At 61.9% G+C, this 18,313-nt stretch carries 17 protein-coding genes; all 17 read left to right on the top strand.

Features of this window, described 5'->3' with window-relative positions:
* Window positions 1-62 precede the first annotated feature (62 nt).
* Complete coding sequence (locus GQY20_RS29675; RefSeq protein WP_157220792.1) at window positions 63-917, top strand: alpha/beta fold hydrolase; 855 nt, start codon at window positions 63-65, stop codon at window positions 915-917.
* A 54-nt stretch (window positions 918-971) separates the two neighbouring features.
* Complete coding sequence (locus GQY20_RS29670) at window positions 972-2,546, top strand: class I adenylate-forming enzyme family protein (protein WP_157220791.1); 1,575 nt, start codon at window positions 972-974, stop codon at window positions 2,544-2,546.
* Between the two features lie 17 nt (window positions 2,547-2,563).
* Complete coding sequence (locus GQY20_RS29665; protein ID WP_157220790.1) at window positions 2,564-3,298, top strand: alpha/beta fold hydrolase; 735 nt, start codon at window positions 2,564-2,566, stop codon at window positions 3,296-3,298.
* A 30-nt stretch (window positions 3,299-3,328) separates the two neighbouring features.
* Window positions 3,329-4,582, top strand: coding sequence for an acetyl-CoA C-acetyltransferase (locus GQY20_RS29660; protein WP_157220789.1), 1,254 nt, complete (start codon window positions 3,329-3,331; stop codon window positions 4,580-4,582).
* A gap of 12 nt (window positions 4,583-4,594) precedes the next feature.
* Window positions 4,595-4,921 carry a nitronate monooxygenase gene (locus tag GQY20_RS32335; protein ID WP_269769798.1) on the top strand — a complete coding sequence of 109 codons (327 nt, stop codon included), beginning with the start codon at window positions 4,595-4,597 and terminating at the stop codon, window positions 4,919-4,921.
* On the top strand, window positions 4,918-5,943 hold the full coding sequence (locus GQY20_RS29650) for a phosphotransferase family protein (RefSeq protein ID WP_157220788.1): 1,026 nt from the start codon (window positions 4,918-4,920) through the stop codon (window positions 5,941-5,943). The genes GQY20_RS32335 and GQY20_RS29650 overlap by 4 nt, the downstream gene beginning before the upstream one ends.
* A 12-nt stretch (window positions 5,944-5,955) precedes the next feature.
* The gene (locus GQY20_RS29645; protein ID WP_157220787.1) at window positions 5,956-6,408 is read left to right on the top strand and encodes a MaoC family dehydratase; all 453 of its coding nucleotides are present in this window, start codon (window positions 5,956-5,958) and stop codon (window positions 6,406-6,408) included.
* 174 nt (window positions 6,409-6,582) lie between these two features.
* Window positions 6,583-7,725, top strand: coding sequence for an acyl-CoA dehydrogenase family protein (locus tag GQY20_RS29640; protein WP_157220786.1), 1,143 nt, complete (start codon window positions 6,583-6,585; stop codon window positions 7,723-7,725).
* A 143-nt stretch (window positions 7,726-7,868) separates the two neighbouring features.
* Window positions 7,869-8,603: an enoyl-CoA hydratase-related protein gene (locus GQY20_RS29635; protein ID WP_232476331.1), complete on the top strand. Its 735-nt coding sequence runs from the start codon at window positions 7,869-7,871 to the stop codon at window positions 8,601-8,603.
* A gap of 185 nt (window positions 8,604-8,788) precedes the next feature.
* Entirely contained in the window at window positions 8,789-10,843 is a 2,055-nt protein-coding gene (locus tag GQY20_RS29630; protein WP_157220785.1) for a 3-hydroxyacyl-CoA dehydrogenase NAD-binding domain-containing protein, read from the top strand.
* 46 nt (window positions 10,844-10,889) lie between these two features.
* Window positions 10,890-11,678, top strand: coding sequence for an enoyl-CoA hydratase-related protein (locus tag GQY20_RS29625; protein WP_157220784.1), 789 nt, complete (start codon window positions 10,890-10,892; stop codon window positions 11,676-11,678).
* 249 nt (window positions 11,679-11,927) lie between these two features.
* Window positions 11,928-13,091, top strand: a complete 1,164-nt coding sequence (locus tag GQY20_RS29620; protein WP_157220843.1) for an acetyl-CoA C-acetyltransferase — start codon at window positions 11,928-11,930, stop codon at window positions 13,089-13,091.
* Between the two features lie 39 nt (window positions 13,092-13,130).
* Complete coding sequence (locus tag GQY20_RS29615) at window positions 13,131-13,910, top strand: SDR family NAD(P)-dependent oxidoreductase (RefSeq protein WP_157220783.1); 780 nt, start codon at window positions 13,131-13,133, stop codon at window positions 13,908-13,910.
* Between the two features lie 45 nt (window positions 13,911-13,955).
* Entirely contained in the window at window positions 13,956-14,936 is a 981-nt protein-coding gene (locus tag GQY20_RS29610; protein WP_269769797.1) for an NAD(P)H-dependent flavin oxidoreductase, read from the top strand.
* A 31-nt stretch (window positions 14,937-14,967) separates the two neighbouring features.
* Entirely contained in the window at window positions 14,968-15,708 is a 741-nt protein-coding gene (locus tag GQY20_RS29605) for an SDR family NAD(P)-dependent oxidoreductase (RefSeq protein ID WP_157220781.1), read from the top strand.
* Entirely contained in the window at window positions 15,705-16,781 is a 1,077-nt protein-coding gene (locus tag GQY20_RS29600; protein WP_157220780.1) for a phosphotransferase family protein, read from the top strand. Before GQY20_RS29605 ends, GQY20_RS29600 begins: the two co-directional genes overlap by 4 nt.
* Before the next feature lie 11 nt (window positions 16,782-16,792).
* Window positions 16,793-18,010: an acyl-CoA dehydrogenase family protein gene (locus GQY20_RS29595; protein ID WP_157220779.1), complete on the top strand. Its 1,218-nt coding sequence runs from the start codon at window positions 16,793-16,795 to the stop codon at window positions 18,008-18,010.
* Window positions 18,011-18,313 lie beyond the last annotated feature (303 nt).

Raw genomic sequence — 18,313 nt, 5'->3', positions numbered from 1 at the left:
TGAAATGGCCCGGCGTCTGGCCGGGCCATTTCATGTCTCCACACCACCTAGAATGGAATAAGATGGCATACGACATTCGCCATATCGATGTGAACGGTGTGCGTCTCGGATATCAGGTTCGATCCGAAGGATCGAGCAAGCCTCCGGCGGTCTTCGCGCACGGCTATAGCGGTCGAAGCACCGGCGAGGATATATACGGCGAATTTCTAGGCAGCCTGGAAAAACACTTCACAATTTACGCCCTGGACCTGCGCGGGCACGGCGCCTCCGCGTCAGAGATCGATGGTTGGTCGATGTCCGCCGTCGCCGACGACGTCGCAGCCTTCGTCGAGGCTCTCGGGATCGAGAAGCCGTTCTATATAGGTCACTCGTTCGGAGGCTTTACGGGCATGTTTTGTGAAGTCCGTCATCCGGCCACGTTCTCGGCGCTGTGTTTGATCACGACCGCATCCGCTGAGGGCGGAAAGGATACTCCGCCGGAGATCGGGCAGCTTTGGATCGACCACGGGAACGATCGTGAATTTCTCCTGAAGACGATACCGCCGCAGTCGGTGCGCGGAGGCCATCCCACCGCGCATATCGACGCGGTCATATTGATGGATCGCCGGGTTCATGAGGTCTACTTCAAGGAGTTCGTCGATCGGGTCATCATCGACGATATTCGCAATCTTCAACTACCAGTGTTGATGATCAACGGGGCGCTCGACAATGTCGTGCCCCTGTTCACGCAACATGCGACCGCGCTCGCAATCCCGAACTGCAAGGAAATCATTTTCACGACGGAAGGCCATCTGCTTCCACTGGAAGCTCCCGATCGGGTCGTCCGAGAGATCGTCACCTTCTGGCAGTATGACCGCGAAGCTATGCGATCTGATCAGCTGGCGAAAGCGGCGTCGATGACGAACGCCAATGCGTGAGCGTCCGATGGAAGTCGTCGCTGAAGGCATTGACCCGCATGGTGGGAGGTTCTGATGGCTGGCGACACCTGGAAGACCGCGGAGGAAGTTCTCGCCGGCCCGTTCGGCTTGTTATCGGACCTCATAGCATCTCATGCCCGCGCCCGTCCGAACGCGACGGCGGTGGTAGATGGCGATCGGATAGTCTCTTACAGCACCTTGAACGAGCTGGTGGATCGCGTGGCCGTCGCTCTCCAGCGTGATGGCGTGCAGCCGACAATGGCGATCGCCATATGCGCCCAGGATTCGTTGGAATATCTGGCCACCTTCCTTGGCGCGCTGCGGATAGGAGTGGCGGTATCGCCGCTGGCGCCATCCTCGACCCCCCAACAACTCCTGATGATGCTTTCCGATTGCGCGGCGCAGCTTTTCTTCCTCGACCAAGGCACCGCTAATTCGATGGCGTCGGTGACGGACCAAATCCCGGTTCGTACAATAGCGCTCGATGCGTCTTCGGCGGGCATCGCTTTCGAGACCTGGCTACCCGAAGACGGCGCCAAGCCGCAGCCGGTGGCGATCGATCCCGGTTGGGCCTTCAACATCATCTACTCCTCGGGAACCACCGGCACGCCGAAGGGGATCGTGCACAGTCACGCCTACCGCTGGGTTTCGATCGCCTCCGCGAGTGGATTGCTGCGATATGGACCCGATGCCGTGACGATGGTTCCGACACCGCTCTATTCCAACACCACCTTGGGAAGCGTGTTCGCCACGCTTGGTCATGGCGGCGCCTTGATCCTGATGCGCAGGTTCGACGCGCGCAGTTTCCTCGAACTGGCGGAACGCCATCGGGCCACGCATGCCATGCTGGTGCCAGTCCAATATCGCAGGATCATGGCTGTTCCGGATTTCGACCAGTTTGATTTGTCGTCGTTCGTCATGAAGTTCGGCAGTTCGGCTCCCTTCTCCACCGCCCTGAAGGAGGATGTTCTCAGGCGCTGGCCGGGGGGGCTGATCGAATTTTATGGCATGACCGAGGGCGGCGGGTCCTTCATGCTGGTGGCGCACGACAATCCGGGTAAATTGCACACTGTGGGTTGTACGCCGCCCGGCCATGACCTGCGCGTCATCGACGAAAACGGGGTCGAGTTGCCCTTCGGCGCGGTCGGCGAGGTGGTAGGCCGTTCCCCCCAGATGATGACCGGTTATCATAATCAGCCTGCCAAGACCGCGTCCGCTGAATGGTACAGCCCCGATGGTCAACGGTTCATCCGGACGGGCGACATTGGTCGCTTCGACGAGGACGGCTTCTTCATCCTCATGGACCGCAAGAAGGACATGATCATATCGGGCGGCTTCAACATCTATCCGTCCGACATTGAGGCGATCATTGCGCAGCATCCTGCTGTGCAAGAGGTGGCCGTGGTCGGCATGCCCTCAGAAGCCTGGGGTGAAACGCCGGTCGCGTTCGTCACGTCGCGGGAAAATATGAGGCTTTCAATCCCCGAGCTCACCGAGTTCGTCGCGGCGCGGGTCGGCAAGACGCAGCGTCCCCAAGCGTTCGAAATCGTCGATGCGTTGCCTCGTTCTGCGATCGGCAAGGTGCTGAAAACGGAGCTGCGTGATCGCTTCACCGGCACGGTTGCCTAAAACACGGGGGTCGCAAGGTGGCGCAATTGGTGTTCGTGCACGGGGCTTGGCATGGCGCTTGGTGCTGGGAAAGGCTGTTACCGATCCTCGCGGGCAAAGGGCACGAAGCGGTGGCCATCGACTTGCCAGGAAGCGGGCGCGACCAGACGCCTCCCGAAGAGGTTAGCTTGGATCGCTGCGTCGCGCAGGTCGCCGCAGCCGTCGACAGGCTGGGCGACAATGTCTGGCTGGTCGGTCACTCCTTGGGCGGCGCCACGATCACCGCGGCGGCTGAACAAGCGGCAGGGCGCATCGCGGGCCTGATCTACATCGCCGCGATGCTGCCTCGCAGCGGAGAGGTCTGTAGCGATGCCGTCGGTGACGGCACTGCCGTGATCATCGACAAGCTCTACTTTACGCCCGATGGAATGATCGCCGTACGGGAAGACGCAATAGCTGATCTCTTCTATGGCGAATGCGAGGAAAGCGACGCGGCCTGGGCGACGGGCAAGGTGCAGCCACAGCCCGGCACGATCGCTATGACCCGGCCGACGCTCAGCGATGAGCGGTACGGGCGCATTCCCCGCTATTATGTGGAGTGTCTGCGCGATCGGGCGATCCTGCCGCACGCCCAGATGGCCATGTATCAGCGAGCGGGTGTGGATCGCGTCTTCACGATGGACACGGATCATTCGCCGTTCCTGTCGCGCCCGGCGGAATTGGCGGAAATCATGGAAGAGATCGTGGGCGGCGCGCCCGGGGGGAGATTGTGACGAATGAGCCATGGAACGGGAGTCGGGCGGATGACAGAGGCGTATATTATCGACGCGGTCAGGACACCGCGGGGCATCGGCAAGGCGGGTAAGGGCGCCCTCTCGCACCTGCATCCCCAACAGTTGGGCGCAACCGTGCTGAAGGCGCTTGTCGAACGGAATCATCTCCAGACGGCCGATATCGACGACATCATCTGGTCCACTTCCACCCAGCGCGAAAAGCAGGGCGGCGATCTTGGCCGGATGGCAGCTCTCGATGCTGGGTTCGATGTTCGCGCGTCAGGCGTGACTTTGGATCGCTTCTGCGGGGGCGGCATTACTTCGGTCAGTCTGGCGGCAGCCCAGATCATGAGCGGCATGGAAGATCTTGTCATCGCCGGTGGAACCGAGATGATGAGCTATACTGGCTCGCTGTCGGCAGAGGATTTGGCATCCGGAAGGCCACCAGCCGTTCTCGGCTCCTGGAATGATCGGCTCGACGCACGTCATCCCCAATCCAACCAGGGTGTCTGCGGCGACGCGATCGCGACGCTCGAAGGAATCTCCCGCGCAGAACTTGATGCGTTCGCCGCGGAAAGCCAGCGGCGCGCCCAGGTCGCCATTGCCGAAGGACGTTTCGCGCGATCGACAGTTCCGGTCGTGGACGATGACGACAACGTTGTGCTCGACCACGAGGAATATCCGCGTCCGGAGACGACGATCGAGACCTTGGCGAGTCTCAAGCCTGCGTTCGCGGGGCTCGCCGACTGGCCCTATGACGACAAGGGAACGACCTACCGTCAGCAGGTCAGCCGCCGTTATCCCGAACTCGAGATCAATCACGTGCACCATGCCGGCAACTCGTCAGGCGTGGTGGACGGCGCCGCCGCCATATTGCTTGCGTCGCGTGATTATGCGGAAAAGCATGGCCTCACGCTGCGAGCCCGCATCGTCGCCACCGCGAATATCGGTGACGATCCGACGCTGATGCTCAACGCGCCGGTGCCTGCGGCCAGAAAAGTGCTCGCCAAGGCGGGACTGACCAAGGACGATATCGACCTCTGGGAGATCAACGAAGCCTTCGCTGTCGTGGCGGAGAAATTCATCCGCGATCTCGACCTCGATCGCGCCAAGGTCAACGTCAATGGTGGATCGATCGCACTGGGGCATCCGATCGGCGCCACGGGCGCGATCCTGGTCGGCACTGTCCTGGACGAGCTGGAGCGGACCAACGGACGCTATGGTCTCGTCACCATGTGTGCAGCGGGCGGGATGGCGCCCGCCATTATCATCGAGCGGATCTAGGATGCGGCCAGTCTGCAGCCTGTCTCGGTCCATATAGCGGAGAGACCACACATGTCGGCCCGCACACGGGTGACCGAGATTCTCGGCATCGAAAAGCCGGTGATTCAGGCAGCGATGGGCTGGATCTCGCGATCACAGCTGTCGTCGGCGGTCTCGAACGCAGGAGGCATGGGCATGATCGAGACGTCGTCCGGCGAACTCGAGACGATCCACGCCGAAATCGCGAAGATGGTGCAGCCCATCAAGCGGATTCTGGACGAGATGATGCGAACATATCACGACACAGTTGCGACGCTGAACTCCCGCACAATCCTCGGCCGGGGGGCCGTCGTGCGATGAGCGACCTTGACGAAACAGCCCTGTCGCGTTGGATGGGCAGCATCAGCGCGCTCCCCGATACGCCGGTATCCATAGAGAAATTCTCTGGTGGGCAGTCCAATCCGACATATCGGATCGACGCGGTGGAAGGAAAATATGTGCTCCGCCGAAAGCCTTTTGGCCCGCTCTTGCCTTCCGCCCACGCAGTTGAGCGCGAGTTCGAGCTGCTATCCGCGCTGCATCCGACCGGCTTTCCCGTGCCACGCCCGATCGCCCTGTGCCAGGACCCGACGGTGATAGGCTCGGCATTCTATCTGATGGAGATGGTAGAGGGGCGCACCTTCTGGGATGGCGCTCTGCCCGATCTGTCGAAGGCCGATCGCGGCCACTGCTATGGAGCGATGATCGATGTTGCAGCGCGGCTTCATTCCATCGACCCTGGTGCGATCTGCCTGGGATCCTTCGGCCGGCCCGGCAATTATATGCAACGGCAGGTCGAGCGCTGGACGAGGCAGTATCGCCTCTCGCAGACGGATGACGTTCCCGAGATCGAAAAGCTGATCGAATGGCTCCCCCGTACGTTGCCGGAACAATCGGGCGTCGCGATCATCCACGGCGACTACCGTATCGATAATTTGATTTTCGCGCCCGAGACTCCGGATGTCCTCGCCGTGCTGGACTGGGAATTGGCCACGCTGGGCGATCCCTTGGCGGACTTTACCTATCTCGCGATGTGCTGGGTGTTGCCGAGCGACGGGCGCGCCGGGCTTGCCGGGGTGGATTTCGCAGAATCCGGCATTCCCACGCTCGACGAAGCGGTCGCCCGCTATTGCACGGCTTCCGGCCGAACCGATCTCCCCGATCTCGACTGGTATTTCGCCTATAACCTCTTCCGCGCGGCGGGAATCATCCAGGGCATCAAGAGGCGATTGATCGAGGGTAACGCTTCAAGCTCGCAAGCGCTCGAAACAGTCGCGAAGCTGCCCATCTTCGCCCAAACCGCCTGGGCACATGCCCGGCGCGCCGGCGCCGCCGATGTCTGACGGAGCGCATGCATGAGCGACATCTTGAACGCGCTTCTGGCCGAGGTCGGCATAGCGCGCCATTCGCAATGGCTTTCCATCGATCAGGCGATGATCAACCGGTTCGCCGATGCGACACTTGATTACCAATATATCCATCTCGATCCCGAACGGGCGGCTGCGACGCCCTTCGGCGGAACCGTAGCGCACGGCTTTCTCACCCTGTCGCTGCTCCCGCGGCTGATGGAGATCACGGCCCGCCCGCCAATCCCGCAAGTCCGGATGGGCGTGAATTACGGGTTCGATCGGGTTCGTTTCATCGCTCCGGTCCGCTCCGGAAGTCGGGTCCGCGCGGTCTCGACGGTCACGTCTGTGGAACAAAGGCAACCGGGCCAGTTGCAGCAGATCAGCGACATCATCGTCGAGATCGAAGGCGGCGGAAAGCCTGCGCTGACCGCAGTGTGGCTGACGCAATTCTTTGCTTGAGGATTGCGGAGCGCGGTACCGAAATCCATCGTCGCGCCCTGCGCAAAAAGTCCCCTTGCGCGTGCGCTTCGGGTCATTTCGGACTCCCGGAATCCGCGTCTGATAGATTGACCCGGCCTGACCGCCACGGCCGCCGGCCCTTGCGTCGCGCCTATCATTTGAAGGAGAGAGACGGTGTTGGACGTATCGCGCCGGGCAATCTACGGCGAAGACCATCACGCGCTGCGCGAGTCCGCGAGAAGGCTGATCGAACAGCATGCGACACCTCATCTGCAACGCTGGGAAGACGACGGGATCGTTGACCGGTCGTTTTATGAAGTATGCGGCGAGGCCGGCTTCCTGGGGCCTTCGGTTCCGAAAGAATATGGCGGAATGGGCCTAGATTTCAGTTATAACGCCGTGTTGGCGGAAGAGTTCGCCTATGCGGGCGTCAACATCTGCGTGCTGCTCCAGTCGGAACTGGTTCTTCCCTACCTGATCGATTTCGGCACCGAGGAACAGAAGCGGAAATTTGCGGTTCCGCTGGCCAACGGTACGAAGATCGGCGCGATCGCCATGACTGAGCCCGGCGCCGGTTCGGACCTGCAATCGGTGCGGACCACGGCTCGACGCGACGGCGACAGCTTCGTTATCAATGGCAGCAAGACCTTCATCACGAACGGCCAGAATGCCGACATCATGATCGTGGTCGCCAGGACTTCGCAGGACCGTGGCGGCAAGGGTCTCTCCCTCATCATCGTCGAGGGCGGAACCCCGGGGTTCACGCGGGGGCGCAATCTCGACAAGATCGGGCAATGGTCGGGCGATACGTCCGAATTGTTCTTCGAGGACGTCCGCGTCCCGGCAGAGAATCTTCTCGGACCGGAAAATGGCGGCTTCGGATGTCTGATGCGTGAGCTCGTGCGAGAGCGCCTCGGCATTGCCGTCGGAGCGCAGGCGGCGGCGCAACGCGCCTTCGACGTCGGGCTGTCCTACACCAAGGAGCGCTCCGCATTCGGCAGGCCCGTATTCGATTTCCAGAACACCCGCTTCAGCCTGGCGGGCCTCGCGACCGAGCTTCAGGTCGGCTGGGCGCATCTCGACTGGGCGATCCAGCGATACCTGGCGGGCGGGCTCGCGCCCACCGAAGCGTCATCCGCCAAATATTGGCATACCGAAATGCAGTGGCGCGTCGTCGACACGGCGCTGCAACTTCATGGCGGGCATGGATATATGAATGAATTCGAAGTTGCTCGCCTGTGGCGCGATGCCCGCGTGCAGCGCATCTACGGCGGCACCTCGGAGATCATGCTGGAGGTGATCGGACGCGGCCTTTGAGTTGACGCGATCGACCAGCGGCCCGGCATGATCGCCATCCGCCCATGCACGGGCGGCCTCATAACGGCGGCATGCGAAAATTATCGGAGGACGGAATGTCTGAACAATTTCGCTACCTTCGCACCCACCCGGCCGGAGACGGAGTGTTGTGGGTGACGCTGGACCGGTCACCGGCCAATGCCGTGACCCGCGAGATGTACATCGAGATCGCCGACCTGTTCGGGAACATCGACAAGGCCGGCGTGGATGTCCGTGCGGTCGTTTTGCGGGCGCAAGGCCCCCATTTCTGTGCCGGAAACGATCTCGACGAGTTCGCGACGATGACGCCCGAGAACGGCACCGAGCGAATGTGGCGTGTTCGTGAGGCGTTTTTTGCCATCCAGGATTGCGCCGTTCCGGTCATCGGCGCCGTACAGGGCGCGGCTCTCGGTACCGGGCTAGCCATTGCCGCTTCCTGCGATTTCGTGGTCGCCGCCAGAGATGCGCGATTCGGCTTGCCGGAGCTCAGCGTGGGCGTGATGGGCGGTGCCCGCCACCTCGCCCGCATGGCGCCTCAGCCCCTAGTCCGCCGGATGTTTTTCACTGGCGATCCCGTGCGCGCGGACGCCTTCGCCGCTGCCGGCGGGGCGGTTGTGTTATGCGATCAAGCCGAACTAGACGATACGGCGACGAAGTTCGCACGCCGCGTGGCAGGTTTCAGCCCCACCGCCTCGCGGCTGGCAAAGCACATATTGAATCGGATCGAGGATATGGACCTCAAGTCCGGCTATGCCTTCGAGCAGGGTTATACGGTGCAGATGAGCGGGCATCCTGATTCAAAGGAAGCCTTGTCGGCCTTCCGGGAAAAGCGGCCGCCCCGTTACGTCCCCGCGGCCTAGCAGAGGATGAGAAAGGCGTAGGCCGGTAGCGCCGACTGCGCATTTCGTCCCCCACCTCCTGCGCTTCCAGTCATTACCGACGAAGTCGATCCGTGCTTCCGCTGTTGAAGTTCGACGTCGGCAACCGCGTCGATGGGCCGCGCCATTATGGCGTCCCCGGATCCAAAAGAAGGAGAGAGTGGTAGATGACTGAGGTGGGACATTGCACCGTGGAAGCCGGTGGTATCGGCGTCGTCCGGATCGATAGCCCTCCGGTCAATGCCCTGGGCTTTCAGGTGCGGCTCGCGCTGTTGAATGGATTTCGCCGCTTTGCCGCGGACGACAGCGTCAAGGCTATCGTGCTGATATGCGCCGGCCGCACCTTTTTTGCCGGCGCCGACATCAGTGAATTCGGCAAGCCCGTGCAGCATCCCGATCTCGGCGAAGTGCTGAATCTTATCGAAAACACGGCCAAGCCGGTGGTGGCCGCGATTCACGGCACGGCTCTCGGCGGCGGGTATGAACTGGCGTTGGTGTGCCATTACCGCGTGGCCGTGCCCAGTGCGAAGGTCGGCCTGCCCGAAGTCGCCCTTGGTCTTCTTCCCGGAGCGGGCGGCACCCAGCGCCTGCCCCGCGTCGTGGGGGTCGAGGCTGCACTGGACATTATCACCAGTGGCAAGCCCGTTTCGGCAAAGGCGGCGCTCGAATTGGGTATGATAGATGCTCTCGCCACGGAGGACCAGTTGCTGGAAGATGCGGTAGCTTTCGCGCGGCAGGTTGTCGCGGAGGGTCGTCCGCTGCTTCGCGTTCGCGACCGGAACGACAGGCTGGAAGCCGCAAAGGGCCAGACGCAGATTTTCGACGATTATCTAAAGAGCAATGCCCGCAGCTTCCGCGGCTTCAAGGCCCCCGGCAACATCGTTCGCGCTATTCAGGCGGCTGTCGAAACCAGCCCCGATTTCGAGCGCGGCATGGAGCGCGAGCGGGAGTTGTTCATCGAGCTGCACGACTCCACGGAGTCCGCTGCACAGCGCTATTACTTCTTCTCCGAGCGCGAGACGTCGAAGGTGCCTGACCTTCCGAACGACGTGAAGCCTCTTCCCATCGAAAAGGTCGGCGTGATCGGCGCCGGGACCATGGGCGGTGGCATCGCGATGAACTTCCTGAACATCGGCGTCCCCGTGACGATCGTTGAAACGAGCCAGGAAGCGCTGGACCGCGGCGTCGCCCTGATCCGTCGAAATTACGAGAACACGGCAAAGAAGGGGCGCCTCACGCAGGATGACGTCGAGGCGCGGATGAAGCTGATCACGCCGTCCATTGAAATGAATCGTCTGTCCGACAGCGACTTGATCATCGAAGCGGTTTTCGAGGAGATGGGCGTCAAAAAGGACGTCTTCCGGAAGCTCGACAGCGTTGCGAAGCCTGGCGCGATCCTGGCGTCGAACACATCATTTCTTGATCTCGACGAGATCGCGTCGGCTACCAGCCGGCCGGAATGGGTGGTTGGCCTGCACTTCTTCTCGCCGGCGAATGTGATGCGTTTGCTGGAGGCGGTGCGAGGCGAACGGACTTCGAAGGAAGTCGTGGCGACGGCGATGGCGCTCGGCAAAAAAATCGGAAAGGTCTCCGTGCTGAGCCGCGTCTGTTTCGGCTTCATCGCCAACCGGTTGATGGCCCCACGTTCCATCGAAGCGGATGCGCTCGTCCTCGAAGGGCCGACTCCGCAGGAGATCGACCGGGCCGTTTACAACTATGGCTTCGCCATGGGGCCTTTCCAGATGATAGACCTGGTTGGCCTGGACGTGATCGGACGGGGCAACAACGAGCGAACGCTAGCCGGCGATTTGGTCGGTCTCGGACGGCTCGGCCAGAAGATGAACGGCGGCTTCTACGATTATGACGAGAACCGGAAGGCGATTCCCTCGGCGGTGGCGGCAAAGGTCATCGAGGATCTCGCAACCTTCAAGGGAATATCGCGTAGGGAAGTGTTTTCCGACGATGAGATCATCGCGCGCCTGCTCTACCCGGTGGTGAACGAAGGGGCGAAGATCCTGGAGGAGCATATCGCCTTGCGCGCCTCCGACATCGATGTGGCGGCGATCCTGGGCTACAATTGGCCGGTCCATACCGGCGGCCCCATGTTTTGGGGCGACACGGTGGGATTGTTGCGTATCGTTACAGCATTGCGCGCGCAGGGTATCGAGCCGTCGCGGCTTCTCGTTCAGAACGCCGAAAGCGGTAAAAGCTTTACCAGGTAACCCGGCTTTCCAACCAACCGAGGCAACCGGCAGCGGGGAGAGCGCCGTGTCATATATCAAGATAAGTTATGAGAAGCAGGGTGAACTCGCGATCATCCGTTTAAACGATCCCGATGTGCTGAACGCCATGGGGCCGACGATGATGAAGGAATTGGATGACGCCATCGCCGTGGCAGCAGGCTCGGCGCGAGCGCTCCTGCTCACGGGGGTCGGCCGCGCATTCTGTTCCGGGGGAAACATGTCAGACGCCCGCGGCGCTGGCGGTTACGAGCCGGCAGCAGACCTGGGAACCGAACTGGAAACCATCATCAATCCGTTGATGATCCGGATCAGCCAATTGCCGATACCCTTCATATCGGCAGTGCGGGGCGCGGCCGCAGGAATTGGATGCTCCTTTGCCCTCATCGCCGATATCGTTCTGGCCAGCGAGACGGCGTTCTTCATGCAGGCCTTCGCGCGAATTGGCCTGGTTCCGGACGCGGGTTCGAGCTGGTTGCTGTCACGCGCGATCGGCCGTACTCGGGCCATGGAGATGATGCTGCTTGGCGAGCGCATCGACGCTGCCAAGGCGCTTGAGTGGGGTTTGATCAACCGGGTGACCCCCGATGATGAACTCGACCAGGCTGCTCTCAATCTCGCCACGAAGCTCGCCGAGGGGCCGACCCGATCCTTGGCGATGATCCGGGAGGCCGCTTGGGCCGCTGCTGACCAGAACTTTGTGAAGGTGCTTGCGAACGAGCGGCGGTTGCAGCGCGACGCCGGGCGCACCCGCGATCATCGGGAGGGCGTGACCGCCTTTCTTGAAAAGCGAAAGCCGCGGTTCACCGGCATCTAGAAGGAGGGGGTCGCTCGGAGGAAATGCGGCGTGCTGCCAGCTCGGCGGGCCCCCGTCAGGTTCTGTTCGTATAGTCAGGGCGGCGGGCCGGCCCGCTCCCGCAGCACCCGTCTTCCGGCAGGGAAACCCCTAGCCAGGGGACTGCGTAAACGGTCCCCCCCGGAGCTGCGCTTTCGGTCATTTCGCACAACCGGCCAACGTATGATCAAGCAAGCTAATCGCAGTGTCAAAAACGATTGGGGCAGGATATTGTCTGAGGCATTCATCGTAGCAGCAACACGTACGGCCGGCGGTCGGCGCGGAGGACGGCTTGCCGGATGGCATCCGGCGGATTTGGGCGGAGCGATCCTCGATGCGCTGATCCAACGAAGTGGGATCGATCCGGCCGCGGTGGACGACGTCATCCTTGGCTGCGTGACCCAGGCGGGCGAGCAGTCGAACCAACTCGGCCGCAGCGCCGTTCTCGCATCGTCGCTTCCGGTCAGTGTTCCGGCCGTCACGATTGATCGCCAGTGCGGGTCATCGCAACAAGCACTCCACTTCGCCGCGCAGGCGGTGATGTCGGGCACCCAGGATTTGGTGATAGCTTGCGGCGTGGAGAGCATGACGCGTGCGCCAATGGGCCTGAACACTGTCCCCGGCTCCAACTATTGGCCCTGGAGCGAGAAAATCCTGAAACGGTTTGGTGTTGACGTCTTCAGTCAGTTCAAAGGCGCGGAGATGATTGCCAGCAAATACGGCTTCGCCCGTGAGAGGCTGGACCAATTCGGCCTGGAAAGTCATCGGCGAGCCGCCGAAGCGACGCTCGCGGGCGCGTTCGTCGATGAGATCACGCCGTTGGAGATAACGAACGCCGATGGCGTGATGGAGTTTCACAAGACGGATGAAGGCATCCGCTACGACGCTACCCCCGCTTCGATGGCTTCCGTGAAGCTGTTGGCCGACGGCGGCACGCTGAGCGCGGCCACATCCAGCCAGATCTGTGACGGCGCGTCCGGCGTGATGGTCGCCAATGCGCAGGCCGTCAAAGCCCATGGGCTGACCCCGCTCGCGCGCATTCATACGCTGACCGTCACCGGGGGCGATCCGGTCATCATGCTCGAGGAACCCATTCCTGCAACCAAGCGAGCCCTTCAGCGTGCTGGAATGAAGATCGACGACATCGATCTCTACGAGGTGAACGAGGCTTTCGCGCCAATTCCTCTCGCCTGGCTGGATGCGATCGGCGCCGATCCTGCGAAGCTGAATGTGAATGGCGGCGCGATCGCGCTGGGCCATCCGCTTGGAGCATCCGGCACCAAGCTGATGACCACGCTGGTCCACGCTCTGCGGTCGCGGGGCAAGCGCTTCGGATTGCAGACGATGTGCGAAGGCGGAGGCATCGCCAACGTTACGATCGTCGAGGCGCTCTGATCCGCGAGGATCGCTCAGATACTATATGGAAGCATGAAAATGGAATTTGCGGAAACCGCGGCCGTCGTTACCGGCGGCGCGAGCGGACTGGGAGAGGCCACCGCCAGAGCGCTTGCCAGGGCGGGTGCCAAAGTCGCTATCTTTGATCTCAATGCCTCACGGGGCGAGCGCCTCGCGGATGAGCTTGGCGGCTTTTTCTGCGTGGTGGACGTCACCGATGATGCGAGCGTTGACGCAGGCTTTGCGGCGGCGCGGCAGGCGCATGGCCAAGAGCGCATCCTGGTCAACTGCGCCGGCACCGGCAATACGATCAAGACCGCCGGCCGGGACAGAAATACGGGTGCGGTCAAGCATTTTCCCTTGGATGCATTCGAGAAGATCATCCAGGTCAATCTCATCGGCACGTTCCGGTGCGTGGCGAAATCCGCTGTCGGCATGTTGTCGCTTGAGCCGCTGGCCAATGGTGAGCGCGGCGCGATCGTCAACACCGCCAGCGCGGCGGCGGAAGACGGCCAGGTCGGTCAAGCGGCGTACGCGGCCTCCAAAGCAGGGATCGTCGGGATGACCTTGCCCGTGGCGCGCGATCTTTCGGCGGAGGGCATTCGCGTAAACACCATTCTGCCTGGGCTTTTCAACACTCCCCTCTTGAGTGCGCTGCCGGACGATGTTCGGGACACGCTTGGGAAGCAGGTGCCGTTTCCGAAGCGGCTGGGCAATCCGGAGGAATATGCCGGTCTGGCCCTGGAAATGATCCGCAACAGCTATTTCAATGGCGAGGACGTGCGGCTTGACGGCGCGATCCGGATGGCGCCGCGCTGATGAAAACGCGCGGCCGACGCTTGTCCATTGTCTGCGGAGGGTAAGTTGCAAACCCGATTTACTGAGATGTTCGGGGTGACCCATCCGATCATGCAGGGCGGCATGATGTGGGTCGGCACGGCCGAAATGGCCGCGGCAGTCTCGGAGGCCGGCGGTCTGGGGACGATCACCGCGCTGACCCAGCCGACGCCGGACGATTTACGACGCGAGATCGACCGTTGCCGGGTGATGACGTCGAGGCCATTCGCCGTGAACCTGACGATCCTGCCCTCCACAACGCCGCCGCCGTACGCCCAATATCGTCGCGTCATCATCGATTCGGGGATCTCGGTCGTTGAAACCGCCGGCTACCAGCCCAAGGAACATGTGGATGAATTGAAGGCGCATGGGATCAAGGTGATCCACAAGTGCACCGCCGTCCGCCATGCGCTGTCCGCCGAACGGATGGGCGTGGATGCCGTATCGATCGACGGTTTCGAATGCGCAGGTCACCCGGGCGAGGACGATGTGCCCGGGCTGATACTGATCCCGGCGGCCGCGGACGTCATCAGCGTGCCGATGCTGGCGAGCGGCGGCTTCGGCGATGGCCGCGGGCTGGCGGCCGCATTGGCGCTCGGTGCCGACGGGATCAACATGGGCACCCGATTCTGCGCTACGCGCGAAGCGCCCATTCATGACCAGATCAAGGCGATGCTGGTTGCGAACGACGAACGCGCGACCAATCTCATTTTTCGTCAGTTCAAAAATACAGGTCGGGTCGCGCGGACCCCGGTGTCGGACAAAGTCGTCGAGATCAGTTCTCGGCCCGGAGCCACGTTTCAGGATATTCAGCCACTGGTGGCGGGTGCCAGTGGCCGGATCGCACTCAAGACAGGAGACCTAGAGGCCGGGCTGATCTGGGCCGGTCAGGTGCAGGGTATAATTCACGATGTGCCGACCTGCGCGGAGCTGGTCACACGCATCGTGAACGACGCGGAAACGCTCCTGCGCCGCTTGGCCGAACGCACGACCTCGGTGGCGGCATGACCAGCCTCGCTCGTACGCAGGCCTTCCTCTCGTGAAGGGCGTCGCGGATCCGCTCGACTTCACGGGGAAGACCGTACTCGTCGTCGGAGGATCTAGCGGAATTGGCCGCGGGACCGCTCGCGCCTTCGTGTCGCGTGGCGCGACGGTGCATGTCTGGGGAACCCGGCCCGACCTCAGCGACTATGAGGATGCGCAAGAACTCGCCGGTATCCACTATGCTCAAGTCGATGTGGTCGATGCCCAGCGCGTCGCGGCAGCCGCTAGTGGCTTTACGGAGCTCGACGTCCTGATCCTGTGCCAGGGCACCGTGCTCTACAATCGCCGGGAATTCGAGACCGAGGCGTTCCGGCGGGTGATCGACGTCAATTTGACGAGCATGATGACCTGCGCGCAGACCTTCCACGATGCTCTGCGCGCGTCCAAGGGCTCGATCGTGATCGTCAGCAGCACGGCCGCCTATCGTGCGACGCGCGGCAACCCCGCTTATGCGGCGAGCAAGGCAGGATTGCTCGGATTGACGCGCACCTTGGGACAAGCCTGGGCGCGAAAGGGAATCCGCGTTAATGGAATCGCTCCGGGCTTCGTCGATACCAAGCTGACGAAAGTCACGACGGAAGACCCCGAGCGGCTGGCCGAAGCACTTGGCATAATCCCGTTAGGCCGCCTGGGTGAGCCAGCGGACATGGCGGGCGTCGTGTTATTCCTGGCGTCCCCGCTCGCAAACTATGTTGTCGGCGAAACGATCCTCGTCGACGGCGGTCTGACGCTATGACCGGCGAGATAGCCCACGATCGCGAGGCCTGGGCAGAGGTGGTCGATCTCGATCAACTTGCCCGCTGGATGGATGCGCACCAGTTGAGCGAAGGCGCCCCAATCGAACATCCCGTGCCGCTGGGCGGCGGCACGCAGAATATCTTGCTGCGTTTCAGCCGCGCTGGCCGCGACTACGTGTTGCGTCGGCCGCCGCGCCGGCCCCGTCCCGAGTCCGACGAGGTGATGCGCCGCGAGATGCAGGTTCTGAGCGCGCTCGCGATGTCGGACGTGCCTCATGCGGGCTTCATCGCCGGCGAAAGTGATCCGACGATGCTCGGTTGCGCCTTTTTCCTTATGGAGCCGGTGGCAGGTTTTAATGCCACCGCGGCCCTGCCGCCGCTACATTCTGCAGATCCTGATTTGCGACGCCGAATGGGCGAGGCGATCGTTGACGGCGCGGTGGCGCTCTCCCGGATCGATCCGAATGCTGTTGGCCTGGACAAGTTCGGCAAGATAAATGGCTGGCTTGAAAGGCAGGTGTCCCGCTGGCGGGCGCAGATCGACGGCTATGACAAGTTCGAAGGTTGGCCGGGCGGTGCGGCCCTTCCGGATCTCGACGCGATTTGTGCGTGGCTCGAAGCGAACCGACCTTCGACGATGCAGCCTGGCCTTATTCATGGCGACTATCATTTGGGCAACGTTATGTATCGTTGCGGCGGCCCCGAACTGGCAGCGATCATAGACTGGGAGCTTGCGAGCCGAGGCGATCCCCTGCTCGATCTGGGATGGCTGGCCGCTACCTGGCCTGATCCTGACGAGACTGATCCAGCCCAGCCGCCGGTATCGCCGTGGACGGGGTTCCCAACGCTTGGCGAGGTTGTTGAGCGCTATCTGAGCGCCACCGGCCGCTCAGCCGCAGATGCCCATTGGTATGCCATACTGGCTCTGTTCAAGTTCGGGGCGATCATCGAAGGCAGTTACGCCCGTGCTTGTGCAGGCCTAACTCCCAAGCCGGTCGGCGACCAGCTTCACGCCCAGGCCATCACCCTGTTCAACCGCGCCCTCCGGCGCATGCATCACCCAATCATCTGAAAGGCAGCGCCATGGATTTCGACCTTTCCTCTAAAACTATCCAGCTCATCGCCAAAATCGAGGCGTTCATGGACGAGCACGTCTATCCGGTCGAGGACGAGCGGAACGACTTTGTGACCGATCCGGCTAATCTGTGGCAGGAGTGGCCGGGGCTCGAGCCGCTGAAGGAGAAGGCGAGAGCGCTCGGGCTGTGGAACCTCTTCCTTCCGCACGAATATGGCGAGCTGTCGCCCGGGCTGACCAATCTCCAATATGCCCCGTTGGCCGAGATCATGGGCCGAAGCCCGTGGTCCGCCGAAATCTTCAACTGCTCCGCGCCCGATACCGGCAACATGGAAGTGCTCGCCAAATATGGCAGCCCGGAGCAGAAGGAAGAGTGGCTGAAGCCGCTGCTCGATGGCACCATCCGCAGCGCCTATGTGATGACCGAGCCGCAAGTTGCGTCGTCCGATGCGACCAATCTCGAAATGTCCATCAAACCGGATGGCGACGATTATGTGATAAACGGGCGCAAATGGTGGATTTCCGGATTCATGCATCCGGCGACGAAGCTGCTCATCGTGATGGGCAAGACCGATTTCGACGCTCCCCGCCACCTGCAGCATTCAATGATCCTTGTGCCCAAAGCGACGCCGGGCATTACGGTCGTCAAGAACCAGCGCGTTTTCGGCAGCCTGAATTCGCCCGGAGGTGAGGCGGAACTGAGGTTCGAGAATGTCCGCGTGCCCAAGGGCAATCTGATCCTCGGCGAAGGTCGCGGTTTCGAGATCGCGCAGGGGCGGTTGGGGCCGGGGCGCATCCATCATTGCATGCGATCGATCGGACAGGCCCAGCGGGCGTTGGAGATCATGGCACGCCGTGTTGAAAGCCGCGTCGCCTTCGGAAAGAAGCTGTCCGACCAGTCCTCGATCCGTCAGGATGTCGCGCGCAGCTACGCCGAAGTGGAAATGGCCCGGCTCCTCATCCTCAAGGCGGCGGACCGTATGGACAAGGTCGGCAACAAGGATGCGAGGGATCTCATCGCGGCAATCAAGGTTATCGCTCCCCAGATGGTGCAGACAGTGGTTGATCGGGCGATACAGAGCCATGGCGGTATGGGTCTGAGTGATGACACCCCGCTCGCGCAGTTCTTCACCATCAATCGCGCTGTCCGCATCGCCGATGGCCCGGATGAGGTCCATATGAGCCAACTCGGCAAGCTCAAAATCCAAGAATATAATTCCTTGTAATCAACAGACCGTGCGCGTCTCCCAGATCAGGTGCCACCGTAGAATCGATGGCTGCCGTCTGGCGGTCTCAGCGATGCCCCTGGGTGTCAGGAAAAATCTTCCGACGACCGAGGCGTTGCCTTACCGGCCTAATCTGGCGGCGCCGTTCAAATAGAAAAAATTGAGCCGAAACGGATGGCGAAACTAGTACTACAGTTGCGTATTAACCCGTTTTCTTCGATGACAACAGGCGGCGACAGACTGGTGTATTCGCCGCCATCGTGACCATGCCCAGATGAAGACGGGATGGTTATGAGCAGCGCA

It is taken from the genome of Flavisphingomonas formosensis, from assembly GCF_009755815.1.
Taxonomy (GTDB): domain Bacteria; phylum Pseudomonadota; class Alphaproteobacteria; order Sphingomonadales; family Sphingomonadaceae; genus Flavisphingomonas; species Flavisphingomonas formosensis.
Note: the sequence above shows the minus strand (reverse complement) of the source record. Positions and strands in the feature narration are given on the sequence as shown.

What these genes read in the sequence shown, in the direction of transcription:
- GQY20_RS29630 (WP_157220785.1), top strand. Translation starts at nt 8,789, where the DNA reads ATGACTGAGGTGGGACATTGCACCGTGGAAGCCGGTGGTATCGGCGTC.
- GQY20_RS29660 (WP_157220789.1), top strand. Translation starts at nt 3,329, where the DNA reads ATGACAGAGGCGTATATTATCGACGCGGTCAGGACACCGCGGGGCATC.
- GQY20_RS29595 (WP_157220779.1), top strand. Translation starts at nt 16,793, where the DNA reads ATGGATTTCGACCTTTCCTCTAAAACTATCCAGCTCATCGCCAAAATC.
- GQY20_RS29650 (WP_157220788.1), top strand. Translation starts at nt 4,918, where the DNA reads ATGAGCGACCTTGACGAAACAGCCCTGTCGCGTTGGATGGGCAGCATC.
- GQY20_RS29645 (WP_157220787.1), top strand. Translation starts at nt 5,956, where the DNA reads ATGAGCGACATCTTGAACGCGCTTCTGGCCGAGGTCGGCATAGCGCGC.
- GQY20_RS29600 (WP_157220780.1), top strand. Translation starts at nt 15,705, where the DNA reads ATGACCGGCGAGATAGCCCACGATCGCGAGGCCTGGGCAGAGGTGGTC.
- GQY20_RS29670 (WP_157220791.1), top strand. Translation starts at nt 972, where the DNA reads ATGGCTGGCGACACCTGGAAGACCGCGGAGGAAGTTCTCGCCGGCCCG.
- GQY20_RS29675 (WP_157220792.1), top strand. Translation starts at nt 63, where the DNA reads ATGGCATACGACATTCGCCATATCGATGTGAACGGTGTGCGTCTCGGA.
- GQY20_RS29615 (WP_157220783.1), top strand. Translation starts at nt 13,131, where the DNA reads ATGGAATTTGCGGAAACCGCGGCCGTCGTTACCGGCGGCGCGAGCGGA.